The 21,679-nt window shown below is 69.6% G+C and carries 15 protein-coding genes and 1 CRISPR repeat array (1 of these 16 running past the window's edge); of the genes, 2 read left to right on the top strand and 13 right to left on the bottom strand.

Annotated features, from left to right (window positions below; all coding sequences use genetic code 11):
* Positions 1 to 47 precede the first annotated feature (47 nt).
* The gene (locus tag THESUDRAFT_RS01915) at positions 48 to 1,085 is read right to left on the bottom strand and encodes a zinc-dependent alcohol dehydrogenase family protein (RefSeq protein WP_006903018.1); all 1,038 of its coding nucleotides are present in this window, start codon (positions 1,083 to 1,085) and stop codon (positions 48 to 50) included.
* A 298-nt stretch (positions 1,086 to 1,383) separates the two neighbouring features.
* On the opposite strand from THESUDRAFT_RS01915, the gene THESUDRAFT_RS01910 reads away from it, so the two are divergent.
* Entirely contained in the window at positions 1,384 to 1,848 is a 465-nt protein-coding gene (locus tag THESUDRAFT_RS01910; RefSeq protein WP_006903017.1) for a GNAT family N-acetyltransferase, read from the top strand.
* Positions 1,849 to 2,065: 217 nt separating this feature from the next.
* Here THESUDRAFT_RS01910 and rpoD read toward each other — a convergent pair whose 3' ends face one another.
* The 10 genes from rpoD to THESUDRAFT_RS01860 form a co-directional block, all read right to left on the bottom strand.
* Positions 2,066 to 3,364, bottom strand: a complete 1,299-nt coding sequence (gene rpoD, locus THESUDRAFT_RS01905; protein WP_006903015.1) for an RNA polymerase sigma factor RpoD — start codon at positions 3,362 to 3,364, stop codon at positions 2,066 to 2,068.
* 156 nt (positions 3,365 to 3,520) lie between these two features.
* Positions 3,521 to 5,650, bottom strand: coding sequence for a DNA primase (dnaG, locus tag THESUDRAFT_RS01900; protein ID WP_006903014.1), 2,130 nt, complete (start codon positions 5,648 to 5,650; stop codon positions 3,521 to 3,523).
* Positions 5,651 to 5,924: 274 nt separating this feature from the next.
* Positions 5,925 to 7,133 (bottom strand): thiolase family protein, encoded by a 1,209-nt coding sequence (locus tag THESUDRAFT_RS01895; RefSeq protein WP_006903013.1) that lies wholly within the window; start codon positions 7,131 to 7,133, stop codon positions 5,925 to 5,927.
* A 186-nt stretch (positions 7,134 to 7,319) separates the two neighbouring features.
* Positions 7,320 to 9,263 carry a 3-hydroxyacyl-CoA dehydrogenase NAD-binding domain-containing protein gene (locus THESUDRAFT_RS01890; protein ID WP_006903012.1) on the bottom strand — a complete coding sequence of 648 codons (1,944 nt, stop codon included), beginning with the start codon at positions 9,261 to 9,263 and terminating at the stop codon, positions 7,320 to 7,322.
* A gap of 15 nt (positions 9,264 to 9,278) precedes the next feature.
* Positions 9,279 to 10,085, bottom strand: coding sequence for an enoyl-CoA hydratase/isomerase family protein (locus THESUDRAFT_RS01885; protein ID WP_242823204.1), 807 nt, complete (start codon positions 10,083 to 10,085; stop codon positions 9,279 to 9,281).
* A 131-nt stretch (positions 10,086 to 10,216) separates the two neighbouring features.
* The gene (locus THESUDRAFT_RS14850; RefSeq protein WP_083855310.1) at positions 10,217 to 11,161 is read right to left on the bottom strand and encodes a metal-sulfur cluster assembly factor; all 945 of its coding nucleotides are present in this window, start codon (positions 11,159 to 11,161) and stop codon (positions 10,217 to 10,219) included.
* Positions 11,162 to 11,173: 12 nt separating this feature from the next.
* A complete protein-coding gene (paaC, locus tag THESUDRAFT_RS01875) occupies positions 11,174 to 12,073 on the bottom strand; it encodes a 1,2-phenylacetyl-CoA epoxidase subunit PaaC (RefSeq protein ID WP_006903009.1) in 900 nt (299 codons plus the stop codon).
* Positions 12,070 to 12,780 (bottom strand): phenylacetic acid degradation protein PaaB, encoded by a 711-nt coding sequence (locus THESUDRAFT_RS01870; protein ID WP_006903008.1) that lies wholly within the window; start codon positions 12,778 to 12,780, stop codon positions 12,070 to 12,072. The genes paaC and THESUDRAFT_RS01870 overlap by 4 nt, the downstream gene beginning before the upstream one ends.
* A 39-nt stretch (positions 12,781 to 12,819) precedes the next feature.
* A complete protein-coding gene (gene paaA / locus THESUDRAFT_RS01865; protein ID WP_006903006.1) occupies positions 12,820 to 13,842 on the bottom strand; it encodes a 1,2-phenylacetyl-CoA epoxidase subunit PaaA in 1,023 nt (340 codons plus the stop codon).
* A 411-nt stretch (positions 13,843 to 14,253) separates the two neighbouring features.
* Entirely contained in the window at positions 14,254 to 14,838 is a 585-nt protein-coding gene (locus tag THESUDRAFT_RS01860) for a TetR/AcrR family transcriptional regulator (RefSeq protein WP_006903004.1), read from the bottom strand.
* A gap of 295 nt (positions 14,839 to 15,133) precedes the next feature.
* Here THESUDRAFT_RS01860 and THESUDRAFT_RS01855 point away from each other — a divergent pair, with 295 nt between their 5' ends.
* Positions 15,134 to 16,066: a hypothetical protein gene (locus tag THESUDRAFT_RS01855; RefSeq protein ID WP_006903003.1), complete on the top strand. Its 933-nt coding sequence runs from the start codon at positions 15,134 to 15,136 to the stop codon at positions 16,064 to 16,066.
* Between the two features lie 264 nt (positions 16,067 to 16,330).
* Here THESUDRAFT_RS01855 and THESUDRAFT_RS01850 read toward each other — a convergent pair whose 3' ends face one another.
* Both THESUDRAFT_RS01850 and THESUDRAFT_RS01845 read right to left on the bottom strand, forming a co-directional pair.
* Complete coding sequence (locus THESUDRAFT_RS01850) at positions 16,331 to 16,615, bottom strand: hypothetical protein (RefSeq protein ID WP_040826163.1); 285 nt, start codon at positions 16,613 to 16,615, stop codon at positions 16,331 to 16,333.
* A 346-nt stretch (positions 16,616 to 16,961) separates the two neighbouring features.
* Positions 16,962 to 18,083 carry a saccharopine dehydrogenase family protein gene (locus THESUDRAFT_RS01845; protein ID WP_006903001.1) on the bottom strand — a complete coding sequence of 374 codons (1,122 nt, stop codon included), beginning with the start codon at positions 18,081 to 18,083 and terminating at the stop codon, positions 16,962 to 16,964.
* A gap of 489 nt (positions 18,084 to 18,572) precedes the next feature.
* A CRISPR array of direct repeats spans positions 18,573 to 21,679; the repeat unit is 30 nt; unit sequence GTTTGTAGGGTGCCTATGAGGAATCGAAAC; it runs 1,975 nt beyond the window's last position.

Raw genomic sequence — 21,679 nt, 5'->3', positions numbered from 1 at the left:
CGCGCTGGCCGTCTCCCCGTGGCCCGGCTGTGGACCGGCGGGCCCCCTCACCGGCCGGCGGGTTCGTCCAATACCAGGACGGCCGCACCGCGGACCCGGCTCTCCTTGACGGCCGCCAGAGCCTGGTTGGCCTGCTCGAAGGGGTAGCGCTGGACGGCCACCTGGAGGGGCACCGAAGCCGCCACCGCCATGAACTCCTCGGCGTCCCGGCGGGTCACGTGGGCCACGGTCCGCAGGACCCGCTCCCCGTGCAAGAGCCGGTAGGGGAACGAAGGAATGTCCGTCATGTGGACCGCGTTGATGACCACGGTGCCCCCCGGCCGCACCGCCCGCAACGCCAGGGGCACCAGCTCGCCGGCCGGGGCGAAGACAATGGCCCGGTCACAGGCAGGAGGAACGGGCCCTGCCGCCTCTTCCTGCGCCAGGACCTCGGCACCCCCCGCCCACATGGCGCCCAGCTGCCGGGCCAGTTCCCGGTGGGCCGGGCTGCGGGTGAAGACCACCACCTGGGAGCCCTGGTGGCGCGCCACCTGCAGCACCAGGTGGGCCGACGCACCGAAGCCGAACAGGGCCAGCCGCTCCCCCGGCTGCAGGCCGCTGAGCCGCAAGGCCCGGTAACCGATGACGCCCGCGCAGAGCAGGGGCGCCGCCGTGGCGTCGTCGTAGCCCGGCGGGATCGGGACGGTGTAGGCCGCCGGAACCGCCATGGCCTGGGCGAAGCCGCCCGGCGCATGGAGGCCGGTGAACCGGGCGTAGGAGCAGAGGTTCTCGTCGCCGCGGCGGCACGCCTCGCAATGCCCGCACGCCCGGTGCAGCCAGTAGGCCCCCCGCCGCTCCCCGGGGCGAACGCCTTCCACGCCGGGGCCCACGGCCTCGACGATCCCCACCACCTGGTGGCCGGGGGTCACGGGGTAGGCGGGCGCCACCAGGTCACCCTCCGCCACATGCACGTCCGTAAGACACACGCCGCAGGCCCGCACCCGCAGGCGGATCTCCCCCGGTCCCGGCTCGGGCTCCGGAACCTCCACCAGGCACAGGGGGGCCGCCCGGGCATCGGCAGGCCGCAGCAGCTGCCAGGCCTTCACTGGGATGCCGCCTCCCCTTTCCCGTCCCTTGCCGGTTTCTGTTTTCCCCTTCCGCTGGGCAGGCCCTGCCAAGGCAACCTCGTCCCCGAAGTCCACCCCAGCGAGCCCACCCGGCCCCATGACCGGGAGCCGTCGGGGGCCACCGGGGCCGGCAGGCTTCGGGGCCGGGCGGGTACTCCTCGCCGGTCCACGGGCTGATCGGCCCGGGCCGGCAGCGTTGCCCTATGCCCGCGGCCGTGGCATACTGGCGTCGCATCAGGTCGCACGCCAAGGTGGCCGGTGTAGAGGAGATTCAGTCATGGAACCCGATCCCTCCGTCGAATACCGGCAGTTTGATGGCCTCCCCAATGGCGACGTCCTGACCGGTCTTTTGCGGCTGCACCAGCTGGTCTTCGGTGATGGCCAAGCGGATCGCCTGCTGCAGGAAGCAATCAAAAGGCACCGCCTTCTGACCTTGGTGGCAATGGCGGGGCAACAGGTGGTGGGTTACAAGATTGGCTACGAGCGGAAACCCGGCCACTTCTACAGCTGGGTGGGGGCGGTGTCGCCCGGCTTCCGCCGGCGGGGCATCGCCAGCGAGCTGATGCGTCGACAACACGCCTGGTGTCGAGAACAGGGCTACGGTACCATCCGCACCACCACGAAGAACAAGTGGCGCGACATGTTGATCCTGAACCTGCGCCACGGATTCGACATCATCGGCGTCTACGTGGACGAGCAGGGCGAGCCGAAGCTGATCTTGGAAAAGCGGCTGCGCCCGTAGCCAAAGCATGGCGCTTGCCTGCGGGCAGCCCGCGCTCCGGATCGGTGGTTCCTCTCTCGGTCACCCGGCGGAAGGTTCCTTCCAAGTCAGGTTGCACAAATCATGACTCGGCCAGACGAGGAGGGGTAGGCTCTTGACCTACCCCTCCTCGTTTCGTGAACGTACTTAACTGGCCCCGGAATGGGATGGACTGGCATCGCCGGCGCGAGCCGCCGCCTCATTCCAGGTAGTCCTTCAGCTTCTTGCTGCGGGACGGATGCCGCAGCTTCCGCAGCGCCTTGGCCTCGATCTGGCGAATGCGCTCGCGGGTGACACCGAAGATCTGGCCCACTTCCTCCAGCGTCCGCTGGCGGCCGTCGTCCAGGCCGAAACGCAGCCGCAGGACCTTCTGCTCGCGGTCCGTCAGGGTGTGGAGCACATCCTCCAGCTGCTCCCGGAGCAAAAGCTGGGACGCCGCCTCGGCGGGCGCCAGAGCATCCTCGTCCTCGATGAAGTCACCCAGGTGGCTGTCCTCTTCCTCGCCGATGGGCGTTTCGAGGGATACGGGTTCCTGGGCGATCTTCATGATCTCCCGCACCTTCTCCGGCTCGATGCCCATCTCCTTGGCGATCTCCTCCGGCGTGGGCTCCCGCCCGAGCTCCTGCACCAGCTGGCGCTGGACGCGGATGAGCTTGTTGATGGTTTCCACCATGTGCACGGGGATGCGGATCGTCCTGGCCTGATCGGCGATGGCCCGGGTGATGGCCTGGCGGATCCACCAGGTGGCATAAGTGCTGAACTTGAAGCCCTTCCGATAATCAAACTTCTCCGCCGCCTTGATCAGGCCCAGGTTGCCCTCCTGAATCAGGTCCAGGAACAGCATGCCGCGCCCCACGTAGCGCTTGGCAATGCTGACCACCAGCCGCAGGTTGGCCTGGATCAGCTTGCGCTTGGCCTCTTCGTCGCCCTGCTCGATCCGCTTGGCCAGCTCGATCTCCTGTTCCGGCGTCAAGAGGGGGATGCGCCCGATCTCCTTGAGATACATGCGCACCGGGTCGTCGAGGGCGACGCCATCCGGCATGGACAGGTCGTCCTCGTCATCGACGGGCTCGCCCAGCTGGTCGACGCCGGTCCCTTCGGCGGCCGCGTCCTGGTCGCCCTCGTCTCCGGCCTCGCCACCGCCGGCCGTGTCTGCGTCCAGGTCTTCAGGTCGATCCAGTCCCGCGACCCCGTCCAGGGCAGCCTCATCCATCATGCCGTCCAGGCCGGCATCGCCGGAGCGGGTACGGTGACCGCGCGCCGCCCGCCCGTTGCGGGCGCCGTTCCGCGACCGGCGGGGACCCGTCTCCACCTCGATGCCCAGGTCCTCCAGGAGCTGGTAGACCTCGTCCACCTGATCCGCATCCAGGTCGACAGCCTGCAAGGCGTCGGTGACCTCATCCTCCGTCAGCACGCCACCCCGCTGGCGTCCCCGGTCGACCAGGCGCTTGACTTCATCGATCTCCAGCAACGGGCTCTTGACCTCGCTCACGTCCATCGGACTCCCCCCTTTCCGCCGCGGTCCCGGGCCCCCGCAGCGTGGCCCCCGGCCACCTTCCCTGGCGGGGATCGGGACCCGTGATCATTGGCAGAAAAGCATTCGCCGGTCCCCGTCCCTTCCGGTACTGGACCGGCGAGGGCAGCCGCAGCGGGATCATCTTCCCACCCGGCCTTTCAGCTGCGCCGACAGCAGCTGAAACCTGGTCACCAGGTCGACAGGTACATCCTGGCCGCTTGCCTCCAGCTGGGCAATCCGGCGCTGGATTTTCCATAGGCTATGTCGCTTCAGGGTTTTGATATAATCATCTAAAATCCTTTCCATCTCGCCGGGCTCGTCCGGCCCGGGCTCCGGCGCCTGCACCAGGGCCGCCAGGACCGACACCGCCTCCTGGTACACGGCAGCCCCGGCAACGGCCGGCGAGGAAGAACCGGCCGCCCCAGCGGGCAGCCGCTCTTCCACCCCGTCGTGAACCCCGTTCTGGGGCTGATCGGCATCCCGATCTCTTTCATTTTCGGCAGAACCGGCCATGTTTCCTTCCTGCCGGCCCGTTTCCGATCGCCCGATGTCCCCACCCCCGGCGGCCAGGCTGTGAAGCCGCGAAAGCACACGGCCGGTGTCCACCCCGCCGCCCGTCGCCTGCGCCTCGCGGCAGGCCAGTTCGAACAGCAGGCGGTGGGCCGGTGTCACCCAGTCACCAGGCTCCAGCCGGCTGGCAATGAGGGCCTGCCACTGGGGGTGAAACAGGCTGGCGGCCACCAGACCTCGTTCCGCCCGGACTACACCAGCAGGAACTTCCTCCACCGGAACCCGACGGTTAGTATGCCGGACGGTCTGGACGTTATTCCCACCCGCATCGGGAAGGCCCGTCCCACCGGCTCCACCGGCCCTGCCGGCACGCTCCCCACGGACGCCTCCGGTCCCGGCAATGCTTCCCCGCAGGGTTCCCCGGGCGGGGCGCCCCGTGGCCGGCGCCCTGCTGCGCAGGGCCCGGGCGGCTCGCCGCACCTCCTGCCAGAGGATCCCTTCCTCGACGCCCAGGGCGACGGCGTACCGCCGCACATACTCCCCGCGCTCCACGGGACTTGACACCCGCGCCAGCCAGGGCGCCAGGGCTTCCACCGCCTCCGCCCGCCCCCGGGGCGTCGCCGTGTCGACCTGGCCCATGACCTGCCGGAAGCGGTACTCCACCACCGGCACCGCCGCCTCGAGGATGCGCCGCAGGGCGTCGGGCCCTTCCCGCCGCACCACGTCGTCGGGATCGCGGCCCGGCGGCAACTGGGCCACCCTCACCTCCACCCCGGCGTCGGCGAACATCGCCAGGCCGCGCATGGTCGCCCGCTGGCCCGCCGCGTCAGCATCATAGGCGATGATCACCCGCTGCACGTAGCGGGCCAGGAGTTCCACCTGCTCCTCGCTCAGGGAGGTCCCCAGGGAGGCCACCGCCGCGTAGCCCACGCCGGCGCGGTCAACGGCGATGGCGTCCATGTACCCTTCCACCACCACCGCCGTGCCCGTTTCCCGCAGACGCGGGCGGCTCCAGTCGAGCCCGTACCAGAGGCGCCGCTTGTTGAAGAGCGCCGTCTCCGGGGAGTTCAGGTACTTGGGCTCCTGGCCGTCCAGGGAGCGGCCGCCGAACCCGACCACCCGGCCCCGGGGGTCGGTGATGGGGAACATCACCCGGTGGCGGAACCGGTCGTAGTAGCCGCCGCCCGGACGCGGCTGCGCCAGCCCCGCCTCGGCCAGCAAGGCGGGCGCGACCCCTCGCCGCTCCAGCGCCCCGACCAGCCCGTCCCACCCGGGTGGAGCGTACCCCAGGCCGTACCGGTCCCAGAGGGCGGGGGGCAGGCCACGTTCTTCCAGATACGCGCGTGCAGTTTCCCCCGCCGGGGAGCGCAGGGCCTGCCGGAAGAACGCCGCCGCCAGCTCCAGCACCCGGGCCAGCTGCTCCTGCCGGTCCCGCACCCGCCGCTGGCCGGGCGACAGGGGCCGCTCGGGCAGGGCCACCCCAGCCCGCCGGGCCAGCTGGGCCACGGCTTCGGGGAAGGTCCAGCCCTCCTTCTTCATGACAAAGGTGAAGACGTCCCCGCCCACCTGGCAGCCGAAGCAGTAAAACATCTGCTTGGCGGGCGAGACGGTGAAGGAGGGGGTGCGCTCGTCGTGGAACGGGCACAGGGCCACGTACTCGCGGCCCGCCCGGCGCAGGGGCACGTAGTCGCCGATCACCTCGACGATGTCGAGGCGCTGGCGGATCTCGTCGACCACGTGCTCGTCCAGGCGGTACAACGCTCGACCCTCCCCGACCCTGTGGGGATTGAGTTCGCGCCGCACCACCCACGTCCTGCCGGCAATCTATTTTAATAATAAATCTTAATAGGCAAGGGCGGTCCGGGCCCGGGCCGGCGGGCCCGCAAGGGGACAACCGGGCGGCCTGCCTCCGAGGAGGCGAGCACGCCGAGCCGGTACCAGCCGCCGTAGCTGCTACGAGCCGCCGAAGCTGCCACCAGGCGCCGGGGCCGGTCCGCGGAGCCGGAGCCGGTGCAAGGCGCCGGCCGGGCCCCTACGAGGCAGGCGTCGCCTCGACCAGGGCCGCGATGCCCTGGCCCACGCCGATGCACATGGTCGCCAGCCCCCGCCGCGCTCCGCGCCGCCGCATCTCGTGGACCAGCGTGGTCAGGATCCGGGCGCCGCTGCAGCCCAGGGGGTGGCCGATGGCGATGGCCCCGCCGTTGACGTTGACCCGGTCTTCCGGCAGCCCCAGCTCCCGGATGCAAGCCAGGGACTGGGCGGCGAAGGCTTCGTTCAGCTCGATCAGGTCCAGGTCGTCCACCTGCCAGCCCGCCCGGGCCAGCACCTTGCGGGTGGCGGGGACGGGCCCGATCCCCATGTACCGCGGGTCGACCCCGGCCACGGCGCCCGCCACCACCCGCGCCAGGGGCCGGAGCCCCAGCGACCGCGCCCGGTGATCGGCCATGATGACCAGGGCCGCCGCGCCGTCGTTGATCCCCGACGAGTTGCCGGCGGTGACGGTTCCTCCGGGCCGGAAAGCCGGCGGCAGGCTGGCCAGCTTCTCCAGGGTGGTGTCGGGGCGCGGGTGCTCGTCCACCGCCACCACGGCCCGGCGGCCGCGGGGTCCTGCAACCTCCACGGGGACGATCTCGTCCCGCCACTTCCCCGCTTCCTGGGCCGCCGCCCACTTGCGCTGGCTGGCCAGGGCAAACCGGTCCTGGTCCTCCCGGCTGATGCGGTAGCGCTCGGCCACGTTTTCCGCCGTCTCGCCCATGGACTCGGGCGGGAACATGGCGGCCAGCCGCGGGTTGACGAACCGCCAGCCCAGGGTGGTGTCGAACACCTGGACGTTGCCGCGGGGGTAACCCTGCTCGGGTTTGGGCATGACCCAGGGCGCCCGGCTCATGCTCTCCACCCCGCCGGCCACGAAGACCTCGCCCTCGCCGGCGCGGATGGCCCGGGCGGCCTGCAGCACCGCTTCCAGCCCAGAGCCGCAGAGCCGGTTGACCGTCACCCCGGCCACGTGCTCGGGCAGGCCGGCCAGCAGGGCGGCCATGCGGGCCACGTTGCGGTTGTCTTCCCCTGCCTGGTTGGCACAGCCCAGGATGACGTCCTCCACCTCGGCAGGGTCCACGCCCGCCCGCTCCACGGCGGCGCGGATCGCCACCGCCGCCAGGTCGTCCGGACGAACCGGCGCCAGGGCGCCGCCATGGCGGCCGATGGGCGTGCGCACCGCCGCCACGATGACGGGTTCTGCCACCGCGCACCCTCCTCTCCCGTGCCTGCGGGCGTCACCAGGGGCCGCCCGCGTCCCCCTCCATGGGTCCCGGGTCTGCGCCCAAGATGGTGACCACCAGCCCCCGGGCCGCAGCCTTCCGGCGCCCGGCGTGCCCGGCCGCCGGCCGCCCTCGACTCGCCCGGCGCCCACCACCCGGCTCGCCCCACCTCAGGGTCGCCCGGACCCGCCCGCCACCCGGCTCGCCCGGCCCCCGGGCGCCCTGGGCTCGCCCAGCGCTCGACGGCGCAGGGCGGGCAGGGGGCGGTAGCGTTCCTCCCGGTAGTGGCGCCACAGGCCCTCCATCAGGGCCAGCACCCGCCGCCAGCCCCAAAGGGTCCCCCATTCCAGGAGCCCGCGGGGATAGCCGGTGCCCAGGCGCATGGCCCGGTCGACGGCCTCCCCCTCGGCGATCCCGTCCGCCTCGGCGGCCGCCGCTTCCTGGATCAGCATGGCCACCACCCGGGCCGCCACGCCGCCCGGCCCGTCGGCCACGGGGTGGGCGGCCAGGCCCGCCCGTTCGAACCAGGACCAGGCACGGGCCAGGGCCGCGGGGCTTGTCACGGGGCCTGCCGCCAGCTCCACCGCCTGGCCCAGGGGCGGCACGGCCGCCCATCCCACCACCCGCTGGGGGTGCACGAGGCCCCAGGACTGCTCCGCCACAGGCCCGGGCAGCAGGCTCACCAACAGCAAGACCCCGGGCGGCAGCCCCGCCTCCAGCCGGGCCAGGTCCCCGAGCGCCTGGGACCAGAAGGCGGGTGCCAGGGGGTCGAGGTCCTCCCAGGTGAGCACCACCGCGGCGGGAAGGGGGCGCCCCGCCCGGACCGGGGCCGCCGGGGTGACCGCCGCGGCCCCTGCGGTGGAGACTGGCACTGCGACCGGGTCTGCCGGAATTGCTTCTCCGATCCCGCCGGCGGGAGCTGCCGCTGCGGCCGGGGTCCCCGAGGCCGTCACCCCGGCCAGGCGGTGCAGGGCCTCGCGCAGCCCCGCGATCCGCTCGACTTCGACGCCCGCCTGGGACCACCGCGCGCCAAGGGCTTGGGCCAGGGGCCCGTCGCCCACCACCCAGAGGTGGTCCGGCCGGCCTTCCGGCCCCCCACCGGCCGCAGAACCGGTCGCCGGGCCACCGGCAGCCGCCGGCTGGCCTTCCGCGGGCACGCTGGCCAAACCGCTCCCCGCCGCCACCTGCCGCCAGCCGCGCCAGGCCACCCCCACGGGCTCCCCCGCTTCGCTGTAGCGGTAGAAGCCGCGGCCCGTCTTGCGTCCCAGCCACCCCGCGGCCACCAGCTGCTGCTGGATGGGGTGGGGCCGGTAGCGGGTTTCGCCGCCATACCCCTCGAACACCGAACGGGTCACCGCCAGGTTCACGTCGATGCCGATGAGGTCCATCAGCTGGAAAGGCCCCATGGGGAAGCCGGCGGCTCGCAGCAGGGCGTCGATGGTCTCGACCCCCGCCACCCCCTCGCCCAGCAGCCGGAGGGCCTCCCCGTAGAAGGGCCGGGCCACCCGGTTGACCACGAAGCCCGGGGTGTCGGCGCACACCACGGGCTCCTTGCCCAGCCGGCGGGCCAGGTCGACCCCGCGGGCCACGGCCTCGGGCGCGCTGAGGGCACCGGCGACCACTTCCACCAGCCGCATGGCCGGCACCGGGTTGAAAAAGTGCAGGCCGATGACCCGCTCCGGCCCGGGGACCACCCGGGCCAGGGCCGTGATGGACAGGGACGAGGTGTTGCTGGCGACCAGGGCCTCGGGGCGGACCCGCCGGCCCACGCTCGCCAGCAGGTCCTGCTTGAGCCCCAGGTCTTCGGGCGCCGCCTCGATCACCACGGCCGCCGGGGCCACGGCGCCCAGGTCCGTGGTGGTCTGCAGCCGCCCGAGCCGTTCCGCCGCCGTGCCGGGAGGAACGCGGCCCTCCTGCTCGTGGCGCCGCCAGGCCTCCGCAAGCCGCCGGCGGGCCCGTTCCAGGGCGGCGATGGCCACATCGTAGAGGACCACGGCAAACCCCGCCTCCACGGCCACCCGGGCGATGCCGCCGCCCATGGTGCCGGCACCCAGCACCGCCACGACCGCCCCGAGATCCGCCGGGGACCCGCCCGCCACCGTTGACCTGTTCACCGGGGCGGCCTCCCGTCAGCGCCCCTGGAAGCGGGGCTCGCGCTTCTCCAGGAACGCCTGCACTCCTTCGGCGTGGTCGGCGGTGTGGCCGGCGATCTCCTGCAGGTACGCCTCGTATTCCAGCACCTCCGCCAGGCGGGCTCCCGCGGCAAAGTTGAAGGCCCGCTTGGCCAGGCCGATGGCCCGGGTGGCGCCGGCGGCCAGCCGCTGGGCCCACTGGCGCGTGGCTTCGGCCAGTTCCTCATGGGGCACCACGCGGTTGACCAGCCCCATCCGCAACGCCTCCCCGGCAGGGACCAGGTCGCCGAAGAAGGCCATTTCCGCCGCCCGGGCCGGCCCCACCAGCTGCAGGAGGAACAGGCTGGTGCCCGAATCGGGCGCCAGGCCGACCTTGACGAACACCTGCCCGAAGCGGGCCTGCTCCGAGGCCAGGCGCAGATCGCAGGCCAGGGCCAGCCCCAGGCCGGCCCCCGCCGCCACGCCGTTGACGGCCGCCAGGACGGGCTTCTCCATGGTCCGGATCTTCCAGATCAGGGGGTTGTACCGCTCGCGCAGGGATGCGATGAAGGACTTCTCGCCGCCCTCCTGCCGGCTCTTCAGGTCTTCCCCGGCGGAAAAGGCGCGCCCTGCGCCGGTGATCACCACGCAGCGCACCCCGGGGTCCCGCTCCGCCCGGCGCAAGGCGTCCAGCAGCTCGGAGGTCATGGTCCGGTTGAAGGCGTTGAGCACCTCGGGCCGGTTGAGGGTAAGGGTGAGGACGCCGCCCTCCCGCTCGGCCAGGATGGTGGTGTAGCGGCCGTGGCCTTCGGCCATGAACGTCATCCCCTCCAGCAGGATCTGGCCCGGCCGGGGCGGCCCCGCAGGATCTGACCCGGCCTGGGCCTTTTACGCCAATTGGCGTGAGGCGGGTGGATTTCCTTGCGGCTTCCTTGCCGGGGGGTGGGGGGCGAAGATCAAAGGGCCTTCATCTGCTCGAAGGGGTTGCGGCAATCCAGGCAATACCACAGGCTGCGGCACGGGGTCGGCCCGAAGGCGTTCTCCCGGCGGGTACGGCGCGACCCGCAGAAGGGGCAGGTGGCGGCATGGGCAGCAAGGGTCTCCAGACGCCGCAATGCCCCGCAGCCGGCAGGTCCCGGAGGCACCTGGCTGGCGGCCGCCGCGAGGTCCGGTGCTCCGGCACCCGGCATCCCGGCATCCGGCTTCCCGGCGCCGGCGCCCTCGGCGTCTCCGCCCGGCAAACGTCCCGGCCCATGCGGCTCCGGCGCAGATCGCCCGGCGGCGGGCCGCCCCGCTCCCACGGGCGGAGGGGGGGCAATGCCAAAGGAGGCCAGCTTCCGGCGCCCCGCGGGCGTGATCCGATCGGTGGACCAGGGCGGGCTGTAAGCAACCCGCACCTCCACCTCCCGCACGCCCGGGACCGCCTGCAGCCGCCCGGCGACCGCCTGGCGGATCAGCCCCAAGGCCGGGCAGCCCACGAAGGTGGGAAGCAGCGTGACCTGGACGCGGCCGGCGCGGGCGTCGGCCTCCACCGCTTCCACCATCCCCAGGTCGACGACGCTGACCACGGGGATCTCCGGATCGGGCACCTCCGCCAGGGCCTGCCACAGGGCGTCCCGAAGCGCCTGGTCCTCCGGCTGCACAGTGGCCGGACGCCGGCGGGCGGCGGGCCCGCCTCTACCCTGGGCTCCGGTCTCGCCCGGCCGGCAGGCTCCCCCGGCCCCGCCGTTCCCACGGGAGCGGCGATTCTCCTGGCACGGGGCCTGCCCGGGGGCGCTGCCGTCCCCGGACGAACCGGCCGGCACCGATCCCGACGCCTGCCGCAACGGTCCCGCAGAACCCACGGGCTCTCCCTCCCCTGAACCGGCGCCGTCGCCCGGTCCGGCCTCACGGCCCTGCATCCGCCGGCCCCCTTACCATTCCGCCGCCGGGTCCGAGCGGTAGACCAACGTCATCTCAGCCAGCAAGGTCTCCAGGGCGGGCGAGTGGTGTCCTCGCCGGCCTCCCAGGCCTCGCTCGATCCCGGCGGCCGCCGGGCCTCCCCCCATCCCGGGATCCGCCGGTTCCACGCCAGCCGGCTCTCCCGGTCCCGGCTGCCCCAGCACCGGTTCGGCCAGGCCGGCCTCTTCCAGCACCTGGCGGACGGCCGCCCACCACAGCCGGCGAAGCTCCTCCAGGCTGGCCCCCCGCCAGCGGGCAGCCTGCTCCTCCCCTTCCACCGGTTCGAAGAACCCGGCCGCCAGGGCCAGGGCCCGGGTGAGGGCCGGCGCCAGCCGCTCCCGTGCCTCGCCACCGGCGCGGCCGAGTTCGACCACCCACTGGCGGAAGTGGGCCTGGTGGTAAGCCTCCTCCCGGGCAACGCGGGCCGCCGCCGCGGCCAGCGGCTCGTAGGGCGAGCGGGCCAGCGCCGGCCACAGCACGGCCTCGTACTCGCTGTATAGGAAGTGGCGGGCGATCTCCGCGGCCCAATCGCCGTTGGGCTGTTCCAGCAGGATCGCGTTGCGAAAGTCCGCAGGATCCCGGCCAAAAGCCAGGGCATCGGGATCCCCGCCACCCTGGCCCAGGTCGGCGAGCAGCTGATAGAGCAGGGCGCTGTGCCCCACCTCATCCTGGGCGATGGAGGAGAAGGCCACGTCTTCTTCCTGGTAGGGAGCCACGCCCGTCCACTCCGACGCCCGGTGGCCGGCGATCAGCTCGTCGTCGGCCAGGGCGAAGAGCAGGGCCACCAGGCCCGGGTCAGCGCCCGCGGCCGCCGCGCCCGCCGGGTGGGCGGGGAGGGGTTCCATGGCGTGGGCCCGGTTCGACCCCTTCACCGGCCCTCACCCCCTTGCCCGGGCCCGGCCCCAGGGCCCGTCCCGGCGGGGGACCCTGTGCCGGTCCCCGGCCTGGGCCCGGTGTCCTTGCCGGCGTCGCGGCCGGCAACCGCACTGCTCCCCGAACCGGCGGTCCCGGTACCGGGCCTTGCCGCACCGCCCCCGCCACCGGGCGCGGCGCCCTCGGGATCTCGCCGCCCTTCCCGGTCCTGGCGCCGGGGCCCCCGGCGGACCCGCACGTGACCGCTGCGGTTGAGCACGGCACCGGGTACCACATCATCGGATGCGCCCGGCGCGCCAGCCCGGTGGGCCGGGGCGACGGCTGCCGGCCCGTCCTGCCCCGGGGAGGAAGCGTGGGCTCCGGCCGTGCCAGCGCCACCGCGCCCGGGCCCGCCGCGACTCGTGCCGCCGCCCGGCCCCCGGCCGAAGCGCTGCCAGAGGATCCGGGTCCGGGCAAAGCCTTCCCCCAGGCGGTACGTCTTGTCCGTGGCCGGCTGCCACCAGTCGGCGTCACCCTCGCCCACGGCTTCGATGCACGAGCGCGGCACGATCCACAGGCTGACATACTCCTGCCGCCGGCAATAGAGCTGCTGGGCCAGCAGCCGGGCGTTGCGCCGGTCCCCCGCCAGCAGGCTGCCGCAGTGGATGTACGGCTCGCCCCGCCGCGGCTGGCCGAAGACCTCGTAGACCTCCATGGTGACGCCCATGGCCGGTTCGTCCCCTTCCTGGGCCGGGATGATGGCCCGTCAGGCGGCCGCGGCGCCGCGGGCCAGGGCTTCCCGTACCCAGCGGCTCTCCTCGTGGGAGAGGCGCCGGATGGCCAGCCGCGCCTCCGTCCTGGGTCCCTGCCCCTTGACCACGCGCCAGAATTCGTCCCAGTCGGGGTCGCCGTAGACCCAGCGGCCCTGCGCTTCGTCATAGTGCAGCTCGGGGTCGGGGATCTGGAGCCCCAGGGCGCGGATCTGGGGCACGTACTTGCTCAGGAACTCCTGCCGCAGTTCCTCGTTGGTGCGGACCTTGATCCGCCACTTCATGGCCTGCTCCAGGTTGGGCGACATCTCGTCGGGCGGTCCGAAGAAGTGCAGCAGCGGCCGCCACCAGCGGTTCAGCGCGTGCTGGACCATCTGCTGCTGGGCGCGGGTGCCGCTCATCAGGGTGAGGATGATGTCCTCGCCGTGCTTGAGGTGGATCGCCTCTTCGGCGCAGATCCGCCGCAGGATGCGGGCGTAGGGGGCGTAGCTGGTCTGCAGCAGCGCCGCCTGGGTCACCAGGGCGGCCCCGTCGACCAGCCAGGCGATGATGCCCGCGTCGGCCCACGTGGGCGCGGGATAGCTGAAGACGTTGTGGAACTTGGCCTTGCCCGCCACCAGGGCGTCCATCATGTCCTCGCGGGTGATGCCGAGGGGTGCGGCCAGGTCTTCCGCCACGCGGTAGATCAGCTGGGCATGGCCGACTTCATCCTGGACCTTGGCCATGAGGGCCAGCTTGCGGCGCAGGGTGGGCGCCCGCGGGATCCACTCCCGCTCGGGCAGGGCCCCCATGATCTCGCTGTTGGCATGGGTCTGGATCAGGCGGAGGCACTGGCGGCGGTACTCGCTGGGCATCCAGTCGCCCGCCTCCACCTTCTCGCCCCGCTCCAGGCGGGCGGTGAACTCGGCGATGCGCTCCTCCTCCCGCCAGTCACGGGGGCCGGCCGGCCCGGCCGGAGGCCACCCCGCCGGCTGGCCTGCTGCAGCATCGGCCGGGCTCTGCATGCCCTGGTCTGCCATGGTTTCCCCTCCCGTGGCGGCCCCGGCCGGGGCATCCGGCCCCGGGCTGCCCTTTGGGCCCGCCCAGGGCACGGGGCCACCCGGCTGCCGATTCGACCGGCGGGCCGGTTCGACCGGCGGGCCGGGCACCCCAGGACCCCGGCCGGGGACCGCTCCGTGTTTCCCCCAGGGTGACGCGTCCCCAAGACTCCAAAACAAGACCCAAGACTCCAAACCAGGACTCGCAAAACAAGCGTCTTGCGATGCCTTGAGACTTGCGGTGACTTGTAAGGCGGCCCTGAGACTTGCGATGACTTGCAAGGCACCGATGGCGACCCGCCTGGCCCAAGCCCGCTCCCGGGGCCGGACGATCCCGCCTTCCGGCACGGCTTCGTTGCGGCCATAACGCCGGCCGCCCGACCGGCACCGCCCTCAGGACGAGCCGGCCTCCAGGCCCTTGAGGATCAGCTCCGCAAAGGTGGCCGCCACATCGTCCGGTGCCAAGGGCCCGTCCGGCGAATACCACTGGTAGGCCCAGTTGACCGCCGACAGCGCCAGCAGGGCCGCGAACCGCGGGTCGACCGCGCGGAACTCGCCCCGGGCGACACCGTCGGCGATGAGCTCCCGCCAGCGGGCTTCATACCGGTCCCGCTTGGCCTGGATGCGGGACCGCAGGTCAGCACGCAAGAAGCGCCACTCGTGGAAGAACACGCTGGCCGTGTCGCGGTGCTCGGCGATCACCGCCATGTGGGCGGCCAGGGCCCGCCGCAAGCGGTCCCGGGCCGTTGTGCCCTCCCTCCAGGCCTGCTCGATCCCGGCCAGGAACCGGTCGGCCGCGCGGTCCACGATCTCGAACAGCAGCTCTTCCTTGCTCTCGATGTGGGCGTAAAGGCTGCCCCGCTGCAGCTGCAGCCGCTCGGCGATGTCCTGCATGGAGGTGGCGTGATAGCCCTTCTGGCGAAAGAGCTCGCCGGCCACGGTGAGGATCTCTTCCCGGCGGGCGGTGGAACGGCCCATGGCTCCTCCCGGTTAACCAAACAAAGGTAAACCAACAAACGGTCGTTTGGTAATCAGCATAGCAGCGGCCGAACCCCGGCGTCAACCGTTGCCATCCAGCCCGAGCAGGCGGCGGCGCCCGTGCCGTCGCGGGCCGTAACGGTGCATTGGGCTCACTCCCCGGACTCCCCCGTCCCTTCTCCATGACGCCGCCTGTCAAGGCGAATCCCGGATAATACGGCCAAAGCCCGGGCGGGGAGAGGCCGGAGCCCGCCGGGTCCCGGGCCCGCCCGGCCGCAGCGGGAGGGGATGGGCGATGATGGCGGAACCAATGCAGCGCCTGACCGGGCTGCAGATGGCCTTAGGCATGGTCAACCAAGGCATGTTGTGGCTGATTTGCCAGCGGCTCGACCTCCAGCCCCGGTGCGGGCGCAAGCGGGGTCAACTGGCGAACTGGCTGTTCCGCGAAGCCTGCCGCCACCCGCAGCTGGCCCAGCGACTGGCCGCTGAACTGACCCCGTGCCTTCTTCCGGGCTACCGCCCGGGCAGCCCGCCGGAACCCCAGCAGGTGGTCAGCCTGCTCAAGCGGAGCCGCCGGAAAGGGCTGGCCCTCGGGCTGCTGTGGGGCATGGGGGATACCCTGGTTGACCCGGCCTGGGCTTCCGCCTGGAACCAGTGGCTCAAGGACTCGGCGGACTGGCGCCGGCGCTTCGAGCAATACTTGACCCTGCTGAACGAGCAGGAGACCGTGCAGGTTGCCCAGTCCATCGTCACCGAGGCCGAGGCCCGGCGCGACCGGATGCGGCAAGCCCTGGTCAGGATGGCCAGGTCCTGCCGCGAGGAGATGAAGCGGCTGAAGGAGCGCATTGCAACCCTGGAAGAGGTCAACCGCCAGCTGGCGGCCCTGCGCCCCTTGCAGAACACCCGCATCCTGGTCGTAGGCGACCCCAACCACGCCGGCGGTTACCAGCAGGTGGTGAACCGCTACGGGGGCGACATGGTCTTCGCCGACGGCACCAGCCGCCAGTGGGTGCGCAAGGCCCTGGACGGCCGCTACGACGCCATCGTCGTGGTCACCGCCTACGGCTACCACACCACCCAGATGATGATTCAGAAACATGCTCCGGAGGTGCCTCTCTTCAGCGCCCGGCGGGGCGGCCTGGGCGAAATGGAACGGGTGCTGGTCACCCAGGTGATCCCCGCCCTCTTTAAAAGGCTGAGGTCCCTGGACGAACCCGCCTCCGCGTAGGCGCCGCCGCCGGCGGGGCAGCCGTATGCAGCCCTGGGCGTGGGGGCAGGGGCCTGGACGGCCACCCTGTCCCTGGATCCAGTTCCGTAGGCGGGTCCGCTGGCGCCAGCTTCGCCACCGGGCGGGACGCAGCCCCTTCGGGCTGCGTCCCCTTCGTCGCGCTGCTCTTCGAGGACGGCGTCCCAGAAGTCGTCCCGCGGCCACCGCGTGTGGCAAAACCGCCACGACATCCCACCGCCGTTCGGCTCCTGGGTCAGTCGTACCTTACGTTCGCAGCATCCGCCCTGCGTAGGCGGCGCGGACAGCCGCCGACCAGGGCCAAGTACGTGCAAGCAAGGCGATGGCGACCGCCACTGAGGCCGCTGTCACATACACGGCCCGGACGCCAAAGATCTCTCCCAGGGGGCCGGTGATCGCCATCGTGAAGAGGGCGATCGTCCCGGACAGGCTGCTAACGAGCCCCAGAGCCCGCCCGAGCAGATGGTTTGGTGTCTGCTCCTGCCAGAGGGTGGCGATCAAGGGCTGCACGATGCCGTTGCCGATGCCCACACCGACGGACCCGATGAAGAATACGGGCAGCCAGAGGCTAAGCGAGTTATTCAGGCTGCAGCAGAACTGACGTTTGACTACCGGACTTGCCGGAGCGGTGCCGGCCGACCGGGGGACCCCGGCGGCGATCAGGCAGGCCGAGAGCAAGGAAGGAACGGTTTGTCAGCACAGCGAGGTTGAGAACCGGGGCGATTCTCACAGGAGGAGCCCCTCCCCAATGGTGTTGGTGCTAGTCGGCCTAACGTCCTCGGAGTTCTACCAGACGCAAACCGCCTGTCGACCACCAGCCCTGAGAAGTGGTCGCAGGTCCTCGCCACCGGCCGGCGCCCAGGGCTGGGCAGGGCCGTCACGGCTCCCGGTCCACAGCCACGCCCCGCTCCGCCAGCTCCTGGAAGAACGCCTCCGGGTCCGGCCCGCCCGGTGCTTCGGGCGCCAGCACCCCCGGTCCCTCAATTCGCCCCTGGGCCATCCAAAGCGCTCCCAGGGCCAGAGGCACCGCCGTCAGGCTCGCCATGGGCGCCGCCGCCCGGTAGCTGCGTTCCACCACCTGGTCGCCCACCCGGCCCCGCACCCGGACGACGAGCCCGGAAGCGGGCCGGGATGGGGCCCCCACCCGTTCCAGGAGAGGAAGCAGCGGCTTGAGCACCGCGCCCAACCGCTGCCGCCGGCGGTGGGTGGCCATCAACCCCCAGCGCCCGAAGGTGACAGCCAGCCGGTTCAGGGCGGGCTCCGACAGGCCTCCCTTCAGCCGCACCTCCTGCAGGCCGGGAAGGAATCGCGGTAACGTCACCGGTTCGGGGTGCCCGACGTGAAAGACCGTCACGGCACCCAGTGGCGGAGGAAACTCGACCCGTTCCGCCCCGGTCCCCGCAGGGACCTCCTCCCACCGTCCTCCGGCAAAGGACGTGACCGTGCCGCTGAAGATGTGCATGGTGTGGAGGACCACGGCCCAGCCCCGGGAATCCGCCGAGCTGCCGGCCCAGGCGATGTGGGCCGCCTCGACCCGGTCCATCCGCTGGGCCGCATGGCGCACGCAAAGGTTGGTTAGCCCCGGCGTCCAGCCGAGGCCGGTGAGGATGGTGACCCCTGCCTTGCGGGCCGGCTCGTCCAGATCGAGGACCCGCCGGGCCGCGTCGTGATCATCGCAGAGGCTGATGTAGGGGCGCCGGGCCTCGATGGCCGCCCGGACCAGGAGCTCTTCCAGGAGGTAGAACGGGCCCGCCGCTCCCACCGCCACATCGTGAGCCGCCATCAGCTGGGCGGCTGCCCCAGGTGCCAGGATGTCGACCGCCTCCGCAACCACCCGGCAACCTGGCGCCGCCTCTTCCGCCGCCGCGGTGGCCACCGACCGGGCCGCCTCCAGATCCCGGTCCGCTACCGTCACCTGGGCCACACCGGGGGTCCTGGCCAGTTCCCGGACCGCCCGGCTTCCCATGTCCCCCGCCCCGCCGAAGACCACGAAGCGCATTGAGCATCCCCCCGCCGATGTGGTCGGTACTGGCAGGCTCGCCTTCGGCGCCCCCATGGTGGATGGGGCGCCTTCCGCCGGCGGCCGACCCAGCGGTACCGCCGGCCGGCTTCGGCGCCCCATGGTGCATGAGGCGCCCGGCCATCCAGGCCGGTTCTGGCAAGCGCGCAATGGCAGGTTCGCAATGAAGGGCCCGTCCTCCTGGAGGGGGGGCTGGGACTTGGGGATGGGATGACGGCGGATCGGACGATCGAGCATAGCCCGATGGATAGGTGGCCGGGGGAGGAGGCAAGGTGGCCCTGCTGTCGACCTCCGATCACGGCAAAACCCCGGGAGGTCGACAGCAGGAGGTAATTCCACCCAGTTGGCGCCACGCCTGCGTTTTTGGCTTGCCCGCATCCTGTTTTGCCCAGTATCCCTGTATCTGGATCGACAGAAAGCGGGCGCAGGAACCGTTGAAGGAGAACGGTTTCTTCGGTCGAAGATGGGGTTTGTAGGGTGCCTATGAGGAATCGAAACGGATTTGGCGCGGCGGCTGGCACGTGCGGCGGAAGAGTTTGTAGGGTGCCTATGAGGAATCGAAACCCAACTACACGCCCACCCTACAGCACCGTCATCACTGTTTGTAGGGTGCCTATGAGGAATCGAAACGTGTGTCGTGGCCGCGGGAAGGGCGCGGCAAGGGGGGGTTTGTAGGGTGCCTATGAGGAATCGAAACTCGCCGGACATGGCGAGGCGTCTGGAACAGCAGTGCGTTTGTAGGGTGCCTATGAGGAATCGAAACTGAGTGCCAAGGCACCGGCGTCGTGCCAGAGTGCAAGTTTGTAGGGTGCCTATGAGGAATCGAAACACGCGTTCTGACTTCACGTCTGCGGCCGCCCAGATGAGTTTGTAGGGTGCCTATGAGGAATCGAAACCGGCCGCCCAGATGATATCTTCCAGGACCCGCCAAATGTTTGTAGGGTGCCTATGAGGAATCGAAACCTGCGAGCCGAATGAGGACCACTATCCACCCGAACCGTTTGTAGGGTGCCTATGAGGAATCGAAACCGCGAGCTGGACGCCCTGGTGGTGCCCGACACGGCCGTTTGTAGGGTGCCTATGAGGAATCGAAACACCGTCTCAAAACGTGGCTGACCCGAGGCCACCTGCGTTTGTAGGGTGCCTATGAGGAATCGAAACAAAATCGCTCCCTTCTGTTATTTTTAGTGTGTGCGGTTTGTAGGGTGCCTATGAGGAATCGAAACTGGCCGTCGAGGCCTGGCCGCATTCGTAGAGGCCGTGTGTTTGTAGGGTGCCTATGAGGAATCGAAACCTGGCCAATGTGAATGTGTAACCCACAAGCACCGTCGGTTTGTAGGGTGCCTATGAGGAATCGAAACATGGGGAGTTTCAGACTGGCCGCCTTGAGGGCTTCCATGTTTGTAGGGTGCCTATGAGGAATCGAAACTGTTGCGCCGGTGTCTCACTCAGCTAGCTTCACTCAGAGTTTGTAGGGTGCCTATGAGGAATCGAAACACCCTTTACGCCCGCAAGGACGCGACGGAGCAGCTCGTTTGTAGGGTGCCTATGAGGAATCGAAACTGGAATTCGACCGAAGACGCCGACTATGTAGCCATGTTTGTAGGGTGCCTATGAGGAATCGAAACTTCATTTGGTTGTGTGGCAGGCCTGCAACGTTGCGCGTTTGTAGGGTGCCTATGAGGAATCGAAACCCGGCTATCCTGTCTACGACCAGACGGATGCTCCTGGTAGTTTGTAGGGTGCCTATGAGGAATCGAAACATGATATCACGACTAAGGCCGCTAGCGCAGGCCGTGAGTTTGTAGGGTGCCTATGAGGAATCGAAACCGGTAGCAATAAACGCGGCGGAAGGGTTCCGTTGTCGTTTGTAGGGTGCCTATGAGGAATCGAAACGGCACTCCAGGTAAGTTTGGAGACCCGTCGGACTGAGTTTGTAGGGTGCCTATGAGGAATCGAAACGCGCTACACCAGGGCGCTTGCGTGGGTGAGTCACAGTTTGTAGGGTGCCTATGAGGAATCGAAACTGTTGCGCCGGTGACTCAGACAGCTTCACGCAATGAGGTTTGTAGGGTGCCTATGAGGAATCGAAACGACGCACCGCCCGCCGGGGTCAGCATCACGGCGGCCAGTTTGTAGGGTGCCTATGAGGAATCGAAACCTCCAACACCCTCATCGGCCCCGTCCGCATCTCCCGGTTTGTAGGGTGCCTATGAGGAATCGAAACCACCAGGAGCAGGATGCCCATTCGGATTCCGTTTGAGTTTGTAGGGTGCCTATGAGGAATCGAAACCGACCTCTTCGCGGGCCGCGCCGACATCCGCCACCTGTTTGTAGGGTGCCTATGAGGAATCGAAACACAAGGGTCAAAAGGACATGCTCAAAAACTACTGCAAGTTTGTAGGGTGCCTATGAGGAATCGAAACCCAGCATGTCATCGCGGAAGGCTTCTTCCGTTGCGTGTTTGTAGGGTGCCTATGAGGAATCGAAACCGCTTGCGCTTGCCATTCTCCTGCTCCTGTCGCTCGTTTGTAGGGTGCCTATGAGGAATCGAAACCGGCCTTTCGTGCTAGGCTTGCGTTACACTTCGATGAGTTTGTAGGGTGCCTATGAGGAATCGAAACGCGGCACAAGGCCTGGAATGTTGGGCGGCGCGGCCTGTTTGTAGGGTGCCTATGAGGAATCGAAACAATGCTCTGCACCAGCGCCGCCATGGCGCTTTCCGGGTTTGTAGGGTGCCTATGAGGAATCGAAACGTTCGCCTCCCGTGACTTCTGGTCCCGTGACTTCTGGGTTTGTAGGGTGCCTATGAGGAATCGAAACCAGCATAATTTCTGTTTAGCCATTTCGCGGGTGGCTAGTTTGTAGGGTGCCTATGAGGAATCGAAACAGGCCGCACACTCCAGGCCTGGGCGAAGGCCTTGCGCGTTTGTAGGGTGCCTATGAGGAATCGAAACAGTGCGAAGTGTCGGATTACGAATTCGGCGATGACGGTTTGTAGGGTGCCTATGAGGAATCGAAACTCATTCGGTTCGCAGTAGTTCATCCGTTCTGACTTCGTTTGTAGGGTGCCTATGAGGAATCGAAACAGGTTACGGGACCAGAGGATTAATTCCTCTGGTCCCAGTTTGTAGGGTGCCTATGAGGAATCGAAACATGATGAATTTGACTATCAGTCGTGCTGTTCGGTATGCGGTTTGTAGGGTGCCTATGAGGAATCGAAACAGGCCGTCAACGAAGGCCGCAAGGCCGCGACGGCCCACGTTTGTAGGGTGCCTATGAGGAATCGAAACCTGTCAACGTGTACACCTACGGGATTGAGTTCTACTGTTTGTAGGGTGCCTATGAGGAATCGAAACCCGGATCCCGAGACCCCGAAAATGCCGATGTGCGGGTTTGTAGGGTGCCTATGAGGAATCGGAACGGACTTCGGATCAGCGGCCGCCCAGATGACATCTTCGTTTGTAGGGTGCCTATGAGGAATCGGAACATGCCCGGCCAGATGGTGACGCTCGGTGTGACGCCTGAGTTTGTAGGGTGCCTATGAGGAATCGAAACCTTCCAAGGTAACCGAC

The sequence above is a fragment of the Thermaerobacter subterraneus DSM 13965 genome (assembly GCF_000183545.2).
GTDB lineage: Bacteria > Bacillota > Sulfobacillia > Thermaerobacterales > Thermaerobacteraceae > Thermaerobacter > Thermaerobacter subterraneus.
The sequence above is the reverse complement of the archived record's forward strand: the minus strand, read 5'-3'. Positions and strand labels throughout refer to the sequence as shown.

Bases quoted from the DNA above. Each gene is read 5' to 3' on its own strand.
- THESUDRAFT_RS01845 (WP_006903001.1), bottom strand. From the start codon at position 18,083: ATGCGCTTCGTGGTCTTCGGCGGGGCGGGGGACATGGGAAGCCGGGCG.
- rpoD (WP_006903015.1), bottom strand. From the start codon at position 3,364: ATGGACGTGAGCGAGGTCAAGAGCCCGTTGCTGGAGATCGATGAAGTC.
- THESUDRAFT_RS14850 (WP_083855310.1), bottom strand. From the start codon at position 11,161: ATGCAGGGCCGTGAGGCCGGACCGGGCGACGGCGCCGGTTCAGGGGAG.
- THESUDRAFT_RS01855 (WP_006903003.1), top strand. From the start codon at position 15,134: ATGATGGCGGAACCAATGCAGCGCCTGACCGGGCTGCAGATGGCCTTA.
- THESUDRAFT_RS01870 (WP_006903008.1), bottom strand. From the start codon at position 12,780: ATGGGCGTCACCATGGAGGTCTACGAGGTCTTCGGCCAGCCGCGGCGG.
- paaA (WP_006903006.1), bottom strand. From the start codon at position 13,842: ATGGCAGACCAGGGCATGCAGAGCCCGGCCGATGCTGCAGCAGGCCAG.
- THESUDRAFT_RS01860 (WP_006903004.1), bottom strand. From the start codon at position 14,838: ATGGGCCGTTCCACCGCCCGCCGGGAAGAGATCCTCACCGTGGCCGGC.
- THESUDRAFT_RS01885 (WP_242823204.1), bottom strand. From the start codon at position 10,085: ATGACGTTCATGGCCGAAGGCCACGGCCGCTACACCACCATCCTGGCC.
- THESUDRAFT_RS01910 (WP_006903017.1), top strand. From the start codon at position 1,384: ATGGAACCCGATCCCTCCGTCGAATACCGGCAGTTTGATGGCCTCCCC.